Source organism: Alkalibacillus silvisoli (assembly GCF_039521975.1).
GTDB lineage: Bacteria > Bacillota > Bacilli > Bacillales > Alkalibacillaceae > Alkalibacillus > Alkalibacillus silvisoli.
This window is the reverse complement of the sequence record NZ_BAAACZ010000011.1, coordinates 154114-167514: the sequence shown is the minus strand read 5'-3', so window position 1 is coordinate 167514 and position 13401 is coordinate 154114. Positions and strand designations below refer to the sequence as shown.

The 13401-nt window shown below is 36.4% G+C and carries 10 protein-coding genes; all 10 read right to left on the bottom strand.

Going from position 1 to position 13401, the window contains the following annotated elements; translation table 11 throughout:
* The 10 genes from nusA to pyrH all read right to left on the bottom strand — a co-directional run bounded on the left by nusA (nucleotide 1) and on the right by pyrH (nucleotide 13313).
* Nucleotides 1-1104, bottom strand: a complete 1104-nt coding sequence (gene nusA / locus ABDZ63_RS08220) for a transcription termination factor NusA (protein WP_343782997.1) — start codon at nucleotides 1102-1104, stop codon at nucleotides 1-3.
* 18 nt (nucleotides 1105-1122) lie between these two features.
* Nucleotides 1123-1593, bottom strand: a complete 471-nt coding sequence (gene rimP, locus ABDZ63_RS08215) for a ribosome maturation factor RimP (RefSeq protein WP_343782995.1) — start codon at nucleotides 1591-1593, stop codon at nucleotides 1123-1125.
* Nucleotides 1594-1852: 259 nt separating this feature from the next.
* A complete protein-coding gene (locus ABDZ63_RS08210; protein WP_343782993.1) occupies nucleotides 1853-6151 on the bottom strand; it encodes a PolC-type DNA polymerase III in 4299 nt (1432 codons plus the stop codon).
* Between the two features lie 78 nt (nucleotides 6152-6229).
* The gene (locus ABDZ63_RS08205; RefSeq protein WP_343782991.1) at nucleotides 6230-7930 is read right to left on the bottom strand and encodes a proline--tRNA ligase; all 1701 of its coding nucleotides are present in this window, start codon (nucleotides 7928-7930) and stop codon (nucleotides 6230-6232) included.
* 26 nt (nucleotides 7931-7956) lie between these two features.
* Nucleotides 7957-9213, bottom strand: a complete 1257-nt coding sequence (rseP, locus tag ABDZ63_RS08200; RefSeq protein ID WP_343782989.1) for an RIP metalloprotease RseP — start codon at nucleotides 9211-9213, stop codon at nucleotides 7957-7959.
* A gap of 15 nt (nucleotides 9214-9228) precedes the next feature.
* Nucleotides 9229-10377, bottom strand: a complete 1149-nt coding sequence (gene dxr / locus ABDZ63_RS08195; protein ID WP_343782987.1) for a 1-deoxy-D-xylulose-5-phosphate reductoisomerase — start codon at nucleotides 10375-10377, stop codon at nucleotides 9229-9231.
* A gap of 24 nt (nucleotides 10378-10401) precedes the next feature.
* Complete coding sequence (locus ABDZ63_RS08190; protein ID WP_343782985.1) at nucleotides 10402-11190, bottom strand: phosphatidate cytidylyltransferase; 789 nt, start codon at nucleotides 11188-11190, stop codon at nucleotides 10402-10404.
* A gap of 12 nt (nucleotides 11191-11202) precedes the next feature.
* Nucleotides 11203-11949, bottom strand: a complete 747-nt coding sequence (gene uppS / locus ABDZ63_RS08185) for an undecaprenyl pyrophosphate synthase (RefSeq protein ID WP_343782983.1) — start codon at nucleotides 11947-11949, stop codon at nucleotides 11203-11205.
* An 81-nt stretch (nucleotides 11950-12030) separates the two neighbouring features.
* Entirely contained in the window at nucleotides 12031-12588 is a 558-nt protein-coding gene (frr, locus tag ABDZ63_RS08180) for a ribosome recycling factor (protein WP_343782981.1), read from the bottom strand.
* Nucleotides 12585-13313 carry a UMP kinase gene (gene pyrH / locus ABDZ63_RS08175; protein ID WP_343782980.1) on the bottom strand — a complete coding sequence of 243 codons (729 nt, stop codon included), beginning with the start codon at nucleotides 13311-13313 and terminating at the stop codon, nucleotides 12585-12587. The genes frr and pyrH overlap by 4 nt, the downstream gene beginning before the upstream one ends.
* Nucleotides 13314-13401: the final 88 nt, after the last annotated feature.

The following is a 13401-nucleotide window of genomic DNA, read 5'->3' as shown; positions in this document are numbered from 1 at the left end:
TTACTGTTCGTCGTCATGAACAAGATCGTCATCATTTCGAGAGGCAGTGTTACTACTTAGAAGCCCATCTTCCTCTGCTTCTGATTCACTTTTAATATCAATCTTCCATCCTGTCAATTTAGCTGCTAACCTGGCATTCTGTCCTCTCTTACCAATAGCAAGTGATAATTGATTGTCAGGAACGATCACAGTCGTTGCATGCTCGTCTTCATCTACTAAAACATCAATGACTTTCGATGGACTCAAAGCATTGGATATATACACAACTGGGTCTTCTGAATAGTGAACAATGTCAATCTTCTCACCATTTAATTCATCTACTACAGTTTGGACACGCTGGCCGCGTTGACCAACACAAGAACCAACTGGATCGATTTCTGGGTCTTCAGCATGCACACTAATCTTAGAACGATCACCCGCTTCACGTGATACTGACATAATTTCAACGATTCCTTCATAAATTTCAGGAACTTCAATTTCAAATAAACGTTTTAATAAACCAGGATGGGTACGAGATACGTATACTTGTGGTCCTTTACTCGTATTTTCCACCTTAGTAACATACACTTTAATTCTGTCGTGTACATTGTAGGTCTCAGCAGGCATCACTTCGTTTATTGGTAGCTTCCCTTCAATCTTACCAAGATGAATATATAAATAGCGTGGGTCCATTCTTTGAACAGTACCAATTAAAATATCATCTAAACGGTCGACAAAATCGTTATAAATAACGCCCCGCTCAGCTTCACGTACACGTTGAGTAACGACTTGCTTCGCTGCTTGAGCTGCTATACGGCCAAAGTTACGCGGTGTTACTTCGTTCTCAACAACATCATCAACTTCATAGCTAGGGTCAATCCCTTGAGCTTCCTCTAAAGCAATCTCTAAATCTCGGTCTTCTACTTCCTCTACAATTTTAAGTCGTGAATAGACTTTTAATTCACCATCACTTGGGTCTAATTCAACTCTAACATTAGTCTTAGAGTTGAAGTTTTTCTTATAAGCAGATACTAACGCCGCATCCAACGCCTCATATAACACTTCACGATCAATGCCTTTCTCATCTGCTAAGTTTTCCATCGCTTCAAAAAGATCTGTATTCACCAGTTAAACCTCCCTTTATTAAAATGACACAGCTAAGTGAGCATTCGCAATTTTGTTATAAGGAATCACTACTTCTTTGGTTTGTGTTTTTACTTTCACAACGAGTGTGACTTCACCATCTTCAAAGCTTTTAATATCACCAAAAAATTCTTTGTCACCATCAATGGGTTCGAACGTTTTTATGTAAACATAAGAACCTACAAAGCGCTCGAAGTCTTCACGCTTTTTCAATTTACGTTCAACACCAGGTGATGATACTTCCAAAAAGTAGGCACTTTCAATGGGATCTCTTTCATCTAGCTGTTCACTTAATTGTTCACTAACTTTCTCACAGTCTTCAATATCAACGCCACCTTCTTTATCTACGTAAACACGAAGAAAGTGGTTTTTACCTTCCTTAGTAAACTCTACGTCAACTAATTCTAAATCCATCGTGTCTACAATGGGGTGTGCTAGCTCCTCTGTTAACGTCACAATCTTTTTACTCAAATTATACCCTCCTTAAAAAGGTGTTGTATACTTAAAAAGTTGATTATTCTAAACACTTTTATAGCTTTGAATTTATCCGATTCTTCATTTTAACCCTGTTTTAAGACAATAAATTGCCCTGCTGTTGTTTTCAAACGTTCAGCAGGGTGAGAAAAACGAAAGAGTGGGTTTCCCCACTCTTTTAACGTAACTGTATCTTTTGCTTATCCAATATGAAATATACCATACTGCTTGAATATTTGCAACCCTATAGCTTTCCTTAAAACAATGATAGCTGATTTTGGTCTGGTAATCCTTCTAAAGTGCCATGTTGATCAAGATACTCTAATACTGTTTTTGAAATACGAGAGCGTTCTCGTAAATCTTCTTTTGATAGAAATTCTCCATCGTCTCGTGCTTTTACGATATTTATGGCTGCGTTGGTACCTAGACCATCAACTGAGTTAAAAGGAGGAATTAATGTATCCCCATCTACAATAAATTGTTTGGCATCCGATTTATATAAATCAACTTTCTGAAAAGATAAACCTCTCATACTCATCTCTAAAGCTAACTCTAATACAGTTAATAAACTTTTCTCTTTTGGTGCGGCGTCATTTCCTTTTTCTAATATTTCTTCAACACGATTTTTAATCGGATCTCGACCACGCACCATCGTATCCATTTCAAAGTCATCCGCTCTAACTGTAAAGTATGCTGCGTAAAATTCAATCGGATAATGCACCTTAAAGTAGGCAATTCGAATAGCCATTAAAACATAAGCAGCAGCGTGTGCTTTCGGGAACATATATTTGATTTTTTTACAAGATTCAATATACCAATCCGGAACGCCGTGTTTTTTCATTTCTTCAATCCATTCATCTTTTAGCCCTTTACCCTTACGAACGAATTCCATAATGGTAAATGCTAATGAGGATTCAAGCCCTTTATGCATTAAATAAACCATAATGTCATCACGACAACCGATAACATCTCCAATCTCACAAATGCCATCATTAATTAATTCTTGAGCATTACCTAACCAAACATCCGTGCCGTGAGATAAACCGGAAATAATGATCAATTCATTAAATGTAGATGGTTTAGTGTCTTCTAGCATTTGCCTTACAAAGCGTGTACCAAACTCCGGTACTCCAAGCGTACCTGTCTTACATAGTATATCATCGGCGTTAACACCTAATACTTCTGGTCCGCTAAATATTTTCATCACTTCAGGGTCATTAACCGGCACAAACTCTGGGTCAATCCCAGTTAAATCTTGAAGCATGCGGATCACAGTTGGATCATCATGCCCTAATATATCAAGTTTTAATAAGTTATCGTGAATGGAATGGAAGTCAAAATGAGTCGTTAACCATTCTGAACTTTGGTCATCAGCTGGATATTGGATTGGTGAAAAGTCATAAATCTCATATTCATCAGGAACAACAATAATACCGCCTGGGTGCTGTCCTGTAGTACGCTTAACACCTGTACAACCTTTAACAAGGCGATCGACTTCTGCTTGTCGATACATCATTTGATGATCTTGTGCGTACCCTTTCACAAAGCCATATGCCGTTTTTTCAGCGACAGTACCAATTGTACCTGCACGATATACTTTATCCTCACCAAATAATACTTTCGTATAATGGTGAGCAACCGGTTGATATTCACCTGAAAAGTTTAAATCGATATCAGGGACCTTATCTCCTTTGAATCCTAAGAATGTTTCAAACGGAATATCCTGACCATCCCGTTTATATTCAGTACCGCATTCAACGCATTCCTTCTCTAAGAGGTCATATCCAGAACCTACACTTCCATCTGTGAAAAACTCATAGTGTTGGCAATTAGGGCATACATAGTGTGGAGCTAATGGGTTAACTTCAGTAATTTCCATCATTGTTGCAACAAATGAAGACCCAACAGACCCCCTAGAACCCACTAAGTACCCATCATCTAATGACTTCTTAACGATTTTTTGTGATATTAAATAAATAACAGAGAATCCATTTTCTATAATGCTTGTTAATTCCACTTCTAAACGATCTGTTACGATGCTAGGAAGTTGTTCACCGTATATGCTTTTAGCTCTGTTATAACACATATCACGAATTTCTTCATCAGCACCTTCAATGTTCGGTGTGTATAAATCATCTTTAATTGGTTTTAAAACCTCAACTTGCCCAGCAACCCAATTCGAGTTTGTAATAACAATTTCTTTTGATTTTTCATCACCTAAGAATTTAAATTCCTCTAGCATTTCATTGGTTGTTTTAAAAGGGACATCAGGTAAAGTTTGTCTGTTTAATGGGTTACCGCTTTGTGAAGCGATTAAGATTTGACGATATATTTTTTCATGGTGATGCAAGTAGTGAGTATTACCTGTTGCGACAACTGGTTTACCAAGTTTATCACCCATCTCAACCAACTTCTTAATTAACTGCTTAATATGCTCAACAGAATGAACATTTTCTTTTTCTATTAGATGATAATAGTTCATAGGTGGTTGTACTTCGATATAATCATAAAATTCAGCGACTTTTTCAGCTTCTTCTTCCGACTTTAATGCAATCGTATCGAATAACTCACCTTGATCACAGCCAGAACCAACTAGAATACCCTCTCTATGTTTGATTAACTTTGACCGCGGGATTCTTGGGACACGGTAAAAATAATTAAGATGAGCAAGTGAGACAAGTTTAAATAAGTTTTTTAACCCTTCTTCTGTTTGAGCAATTAAAATAGCGTGCATAGGTCGAGATCGTTTATAGGCATCACCCTGACCAACATATTGATTTAAATCTTGATGGTTATCTATTTCTTTTTCTTTAGCCTTCTTAACTAGGCTCCACATTAAATACCCTGTTGCTTCCGCGTCATAAATCGCACGGTGGTGCTGAGTTAACTCAATGTTTAAATGTTTACATAGTGTGTTTAAACGGTGATTCTTTAATTCTGGGTGAAGTAGTCTTGCTAATTCTAATGTATCTATTACAGGGTTTTTCACTTTTGGTAAATCGATTCGTTGATAGGCAGCATTAATGAATCCAATGTCAAAGCTCGCATTGTGCGCTACTAAAACGTCACTGCCACACCACTCATAAAAATCACGCATAACATCTTCTATCTCAGGCGCATCTTTAACCATATCATCTGTGATACCTGTTAGATCAATTGTTGTTTGACTTAACTTTTGATGTGGATTTGCAAATCGTTCAAAACGATCGACTATTTCACCTTGATGGATTCTAACGGCAGCCAACTCAATTATTTTGTCGTATGTCGCTGAAAGACCAGTCGTTTCAACGTCAAATACAATATATGAGGCATCTTCTAACCATAAATCCGTTTCATTATAAGCAATTGGTACACCATCATCTACAAGATTAGCCTCAAGTCCGTAAAGTACTTTTATGTCATGCTTTTCACTCGCATTATAGGCTTCTGGGAAAGCTTGTACACCACCGTGGTCTGTAATAGCAACAGCTTTATGCCCCCATTTAGCCGCCTGATTAACAAGCGCCTCTGCTGAAACCGTGGCATCCATTTGACTCATCGTTGTATGGGCATGTAATTCAACTCGCTTCTCACCATCAATTCCTTCATCTTGGCGCGTTAAAACTTTAATTTCACTTAAATCATTACCCATCATCATCAATTCATTCGTGTAGGTATCCGTTTGAATGCTTCCACGAGCTTTTAACCACATACCAGCCTGTACACGTTTGAATAGCTCTTTTTGTTCATCACCTTTTGAAAACATTTTAATTTGAATTGAATCCGTATAATCTGTAATGCTAACAATTAAAAGATCACGACCAGACCTTAAATTGCGGATATCGACATCAAAGACGTATCCTTGAATGACCATTCGCTTTTCTTCTTCTAGAATGTTATGCATTTCAATAGGATCATCTTTAATATCATAACCAACCTGAAGCGGACCTTGATCAGCTTGTGCTTCATTTTCTTTTGATTTTTCTTTTTCAGCTTGATCTTGAATGGCCTTTTGAATCAAAGTTCGCTCTTCTTCTTGTTTTTGTCTTTGAAATTCTTTAATTTCTTCTTCGTTTTGAGAGACTTCAAGTTGTATGTAATACGATCTCAAACCGTTCTTCTTACAAAAATCACTAAACAATGGGTCTAGTTTCTTCTTAATAATATTAGCCTCTGTGTCATTACGAGCTTGTAATGTTACATTGGGTCCTTCTAATTTAGGAACTTGAGAACAGATGAAGTCTTTATAAGCTGGAAACAAATCATGGATTGAATGTATAAAGTTGTGCCAATAGGCCTGGAATTCATCTTGAGATAGTTCTTGTTGGTCAGTTGAAACGACAACGTCAACTTCTGCTATATGATGAAAAGCCGTTGTTAAATTCGCTTTAAACAATGAAAGAGCTTCAAATACAAAGGGATGAGGATTGTGTAAATGAAACTCCCAGGTTTTCGTTTCTTTATAAACGGTTAATTTATCAAGCAATGTCTCACTAAAATGATTGTCGACAAGTTCTTCAGGAACATTAACTTGTTGAAGTAAAAGAGACATTTTTTCTTTTTTGTTTAAGTCCATCTTATTACCCTCTCTTAAAGGTTAAATAATTTTATTAAACCCTTGTCTTAACCTTAAAGACAAGGGTTTTTATTCTAATTATGAATTAATCGATTGAAGAAAACCAACTAGTTCATCAATATGAACATCTTGTTGTTCACCCGTTTGTCGATGTTTATATTCTACATACCCTTCATGAGCTCGTTTACCAATCGTAATACGATGTGTAATGCCAATTAAATCACTATCGTTAAATTTAACACCAGCTCGTTCTTGACGGTCATCATATAGTGCTTCATAACCTTTAGCTTGCAATTGGTCATAAACTTTTTCAGAAACCTCAACTTGTTCTTCTTTCTTCGCATTTAGGTTAATGATATGAACATCGTAAGGAACTAAAGAATCTGGCCAGAACATGCCATTTTCATCGTGATATTGTTCTACAACAGCTGCTAAAGTTCTCGTGACACCAATACCATAACAACCCATGACATAACTTTGTGCACGCCCTTCTTTATTTAAAAACGAAGCACCAAGTTTATCGGCATATAGAGAGCCTAATTTAAATACATGTCCTACTTCAATCCCTTTAGCAAATTGTATGGTACCTTGACCATCTGGAGAAGGGTCTCCCTCTTCAATAAAACGTATATCAGCATATTGGTTAACTGCGAAATCACGTTCTGGGGTAACATTTTTATAATGGTAACCATTTTCATTTGCACCACAAGTTGCATTTATGAGTGATTGAACAGCGTTGTCTGCGATCACATCAACCTCTTCAGGTACATTAATCGGACCTAAAGAACCGAAGCCAGCACCAACAGCGTTGATTGTTTCATTTTCAGTTGCTAACTCAACAATATCAGCATTAAGTAAATTCTTCACTTTAATATCGTTTACCTCATGATCGCCTCTAGTTACAACTAAAACAAGGCGTTCATCAACTTTAAACATAATAGCCTTCATGCCTTCTTGAAGTGTATGTCCTAAATAATCAGCAACTTCTTGCATCGTTTTAGCGTTAGGCGTTTCTACTTTTTCAAGTGACTTCTTTTCGCCTTGAGGAGTTTTGTATTGAGTGACAACTGGTGCCATTTCTACGTTAGCGGCATAATCAGATGTATCCGAATAAGCAATCGTGTCCTCACCAACGTCTGATAACACCATGAATTCATGTGTATCTTTACCACCCATAGCTCCAGAATCTGCAATAACTGCTCTAAAATTTAAGCCACAACGTTCAAAGATTCGTTTATAAGCATCAAATAGACGATCATAAGTAACGTCTAAAGAATCAAAGTCTTCATGAAAAGAATAAGCATCTTTCATTAAGAATTCTCGACCGCGTAATAAACCGAAGCGTGGACGTTTTTCATCACGATATTTCGCTTGAATCTGATACAGCGTTAATGGCAATTTTTTATAAGAATTAATCTCATCACGAATTAGTGATGTAACAACTTCTTCATGAGTCGCACCTAATGCAAACTGCCTTTCATGGCGGTCATTAAGACGCATTAACTCTAGACCCATTGTATTCCAACGACCAGATGTCTGCCATAATTCAGCAGGTTGTAAGCTTGGCATCTGAATCTCTTGTGCGCCTGCACGGTCCATCTCTTCTCGAATTATACTTTCTAACTTACGCATAACTTTCTTACCTAATGGTAAAAAATTATAAACACCAGAAGCTAGCTTTCTAATATAACCAGCCTTTAATAGTAGCTGATGGCTAGCAATTTCAGCTTCTTTTGGTACTTCTCGCAAAGTTGGAATCAACATATTACTTTGTCTCATATTAGATTCACCTCATATTACGAAATTTACATAAATAATCGCTCTATATCATTCCAGGTCACTACAATCATCAGTAACATTAACAACGCAAAACCAATAAAATGCACTACACCTTCTTTTTGTGGGTCAACTGGTTTTCCTCTTATAGCTTCTAAGCCAATAAACATCAATCGACCACCATCTAAAGCTGGCAACGGTAATAAATTTATAATCCCTAGATTTATACTTAACATAGCAGTCCAAGTTAAAAAGTTTGTGAACCCAGTTTGTACTACATCATCTGTAGCTGAATAAATTCCAACAGGTCCAGCTAGTGCATCAATCGATAGTTGTCCAGTAACTAATTGTCCGACTGCTTCAATAATTAGAACGGTAATATCATAGGTTTGTGTAAACCCGTGCAAAATGACATCTCCCGGTGATTCCTCAAACATCCGCATGACTCCGAGTCGTCCGATGGTTTCTCCTTGTTCTGTGAAAGCTTCAGGTGTAATAGATTTGGTAATGAGATCTCCTTCTCGGTCTATTGTAACTTCTAATTGCTCATCTGGGCGTTCTTGAACATAAAGAACAAAATCCATCCATGTATCAATATTTTCACCATCAATAGATACGACCTCATCACCTTCAATTAATTCAGCATCTTCAGCAGGGCTACCTTCTTGAATACCGCCTATCTTAGCTTCATCAACAGGTACACCTTGAACAAAACCAAGTCCAATAAAAAAGACAATTGCTAGTAAGAAATTCATCATTGGACCGGCAAAAACTTGAATTCCTTTTTGACTAGCAGTTTTTGATGAAAACTGTCTGTCATAAGGTGCTATTAATGTTTCTTTATCATCCATAATGAATAAAGCTTTACGGTTAACATCAAATTGATGACGCTCATCAGAATCTAGATCATAACAATCAACTGTCAAATTATGATCTAGGTCGATCTCTTCAACTTCAACAATTTTTGAGTTAGGATAATTCGACTTATTATTAACAATAATCTTGTCTACTTCACCGTAGTCGTTAAACTCAAGTCCAATGTGGTGACCAGGTTTTAATTCGATAATTTCAGGGTCTTCACCCGCAACCCGTACATATCCACCAATTGGTAATAGTCGGACGGTGTATAGCGTTTCATCTTTTCGATATGAAAATATTTTGGGTCCAAAGCCGATCGCAAACTCTCGAGCTAACATTCCAGCTCTTTTAGCAAATATAAGATGGCCTAATTCGTGGATAAACACTAATAGTCCAAACATGAATATAAAGGCTATAACGGTATTCAATACTAGCACCTTCCTTTAAGATCCTTCACGACGTACTCGCTCTCGAATTTCTTGGTCAATACTTATAATTGTTTCTAAATCTGGAGAATTAATTTTTGTATGCTGTTCTAATTGCTTTTGAATTAAAGTCTCAATTCCTAAAAAATCTATTTTATCATTTAGAAATAAAGCTACTGCTTCCTCATTAGCGGCATTTAAAACCGTTGGCATTGAACCACCTTCACGACCAGCGTCATATGCCATTTTTAAACACGGAAATCGTTCAAAACTCATCTCTTGAAAGTTTAGTGTAGCAAAAGAAAGTAAGTCTAACCCTTTAGATAAGCTATATGGGTAGCGATCAGGATAGGTTAAAGCATATTGAATTGGAATACGCATATCCGGTGTACCTAATTGCGCCATAACACTTTGATCTACAAACTCAACCATACTATGTATGACACTTTCTTTATGCATAATAACATCAATTTGATTATATGGAACATCAAATAACCAATGAGCTTCAATAACTTCCAAGCCTTTATTCATCATAGTAGCAGAGTCAATTGTAATTTTGGCCCCCATACTCCAATTGGGATGTTTTAAAGCATCTTCTTTAGTTACATCTATGAGTTCATTACGATTTCGATCTCTAAAGCTACCACCTGATGCTGTTATTACCATGCGTTTTAATTCTTTTAAACTCTCACCTCGTAAACATTGGTGAATAGCTGCATGTTCACTATCTACTGGAAGTAAATCTACACCGTATTTATTAGCTTCATCCATTACTAAATGCCCTGCTGTCACTAATGTTTCTTTGTTTGCAAACGCAATTTGTTTTTGTGAACGAATCGCTTGTAAAGTAGGCTCTAAACCCACACTACCTAACAAAGCATTAACAACTACATCTACCTGAGGGTGTGTTACAACGTCACTCAATGCTTCTACACCAGCGTACACTTTAACATCATATGTAAGAGATGATTGAAGAAGACTTTTTGTTTGTTCATCTTTAACAATGATCACCTCAGGTTTAAGCTCTTCGACTATTGGTTTGGCTACATCTACCTGGGTACCAAACGCAAAACCATATAATTTAAAAGAGTTAGGATGTTCTTTTATTATATCAATAGTTTGTAAGCCAATTGAACCCGTTCCACCTAATAAGACAATATTTTTCATAAATAACCCTCATTCGTTACATGATTAAATAAATTGTAGAAAGTGAAGAAATGGTAACATAAATATCAGGCTATCAAAACGATCTAAAACGCCACCATGTCCTGGTAATAAGGTGCCTGAATCTTTAACTTCATAAGTTCTTTTTAATGCTGACTCTACAAGGTCGCCTATTTGAGCAAGGATTGAAGCAATAATTGCGATCGCTATGACCAACCATACTTGGTCGTACATTGGATATATTAATTGGAAAATGACAGACACTACAATTGCACTTATTATACCACCTACAAAACCAGCAATCGTTTTCTTAGGGCTAATTTCAGGCCACAATTTTCTTTTGCCAATGTATTTTCCAAAGAAATAGGCACCTGTATCAGTTAACCAAATGATTAATAAAACAAATAAAATGTATTCTAAACCAGCAAACCTTGTTTCTACAACATAGCCAAAACCAATCCCGACATAAAAAACGGAAAGTAAGATAAATGATAGATCATGGTACGTCTTTTTGTTTTTGACTAAAACACTATAAATTAAAAGAATAAAAATATATATAAAGAGCGCTTCATACTGATTAACAGGTATGTAACTGAATATTGAAGTAATAAATAAATCAATAAATATGCCCCATAATAATACAAAGGTAATCATTGCAGGGAAACTAAAAGTTGATATATTATTCATACGAAACAACTCGTTTAATCCCATAGTTGCCAACAATGAAATTAATAACGCGAATGGCCATCCCCCATAGACAACAAAGGGTATGAAAATAACTAATCCAATTATGGCTGTAATGACTCGTTGTTTCATTAAATCACTTCCCTATAAACCACCGAACCTTCTTTTTCGATGTTGGTATTCTTTTATTGCTTCATCTAAAGCCTCTTCACCAAATTCAGGCCAATATTTTTCAGTAAAATAAAACTCAGCATAGGCTAACTGCCATAGTAAGTAATTACTTAACCTTTGTTCGCCACTTGTTCTAATTAATAAATCTGGGTCAGGCAAGCCATGCGTATACAAATGGCTTTCAATTAATGTTTCATCTATTTCATCTATAGATACTTCACCATTTGCTACTGACTCACTAATAGCCTTCACAGAATCTAATAATTCTTTACGACTGCCATAATTAAGTGCTAAATTCAAAGTTAGACCATCATTACCCTTCGTTTCTTCGATCGCTTTGGTTACAGCTTGCTTTGTAAAGGTAGGCAATGAATCAAAATCACCTATTGTTGTTATTTTAACATTGTTTTGTTTTAAGCCGGGCAAATATGTATCTAGAAATTGTGACGGTAATTTCATAATAAACTCGACTTCTGTTTTAGGTCTCTTCCAATTTTCAGTGGAAAAAGCATATAAAGTTAATGCCTCCACACCTAAATTAGAAGCTCTTGTGACAACTTTTTCAATTGATTTCATGCCTTCGCGATGGCCCGCTACACGTGGGAGAGCCCTTTTTTTAGCCCAACGCCCATTACCATCCATGATAATTGCAATATGTTTTGGAGTGTTTTCAGTACTTATTTCTTGATGATCTTCTTTAGAGTTTGAACGAAAAAGCATAATAATCCCTCTTTAAATAGCATTAAGAAAAATTCAGCTTTCGCTTAGTCAGGCGAAAGCTGTTGTATATTAAAATAGAAGTTAAACTTCTGTCATTTCTTTTTCTTTATTTTCTAATAGTTTGTCAATTTCTTTAATATGTTGATCTGTTTCTTTTTGAACATCTTCTTGGAAAGCACGTGATTCGTCTTCTGTGATTTCGCTATCTTTTTCTAGCTTTTTTAACTGATCATTTGCATCTCTGCGAATATTCCTTACTTGAACACGCGCTTCTTCTGCGTATTTACGAGTCACTTTCACTAGATCTTTACGACGTTCTTCAGTCAAGGCAGGAATATTGATTCGAATGACGTTACCATCATTGTTAGGTGTTAAACCAAGATCAGCTTTCTGAATTGCTTTTTCAATATTACCCATTGCTGATTTATCAAATGGCGTAATAACTAGCAATCTTGCCTCAGGTGCTGATACAGTTGATAGTTGGTTTAATGGCGTGCTCGCACCATAATAATCAACATAAACACTGTCTAGTATTGCTGGGTTCGCACGACCTGCCCTTACAGATGCCAGTTGCTTTGAGAAAGCTTGAATGGCATTTGACATTTTTTCTCGACAATCTTTAATTACTGCATCACTCATTCTGATTTCCTCCTAATAATAGTTCCAATTTCTTGACCGGTAACAACTCGTTTAATGTTACCTTCCTCCATAATAGAGAATACTATTAATGCAATGTCGTTGTCCATACATAAAGATGAGGCAGTTGAATCCATAACGCCTAAACCTTCATTTAATACTTCCATAAAGCTTAGTTCATCGTATTTATATGCATTAGTATTTAATTTAGGGTCATCTGAATAAACACCATCTACGTTGTTTTTAGCCATTAATATTACATCGGCCTCTATTTCAGCTGCTCTTAGTGCCGCAGTTGTATCAGTAGAAAAATATGGATTACCAGTACCACCAGCAAATATAACAACACGTTGTTTTTCTAAATGTCTCATGGCTTTACGACGAATGTATGGCTCTGCAACTTGTCTCATTTCAATTGAGGTTTGTACACGCGTTTGTACACCCAAGTTTTCTAAACTATCTTGTAAAGCAAGAGAGTTCATCACTGTTGCAAGCATTCCCATATAATCAGCATTTGCGCGGTCCATCCCAACTTCGCTGCCGACTTTCCCTCTCCAAATATTTCCTCCACCAACTACAATAGCAATTTCAACGCCTAAGTCATGAACAGCCTTAACTTGTTCAGCAATTGACTTAATAAATTTTGGGTCAATACCATTCCCTTGCTCTCCACTTAGCGCTTCGCCACTTAATTTTAATACGATTCGTTTGAAATCTGGTGTTGACATATTTACCTCCGTCATTATGTAAGAAATAGTTTCTTTATACGTTTACTTTAATCAAAGCCTAAATAAGGCTTTGTGAAACTTGTCTATG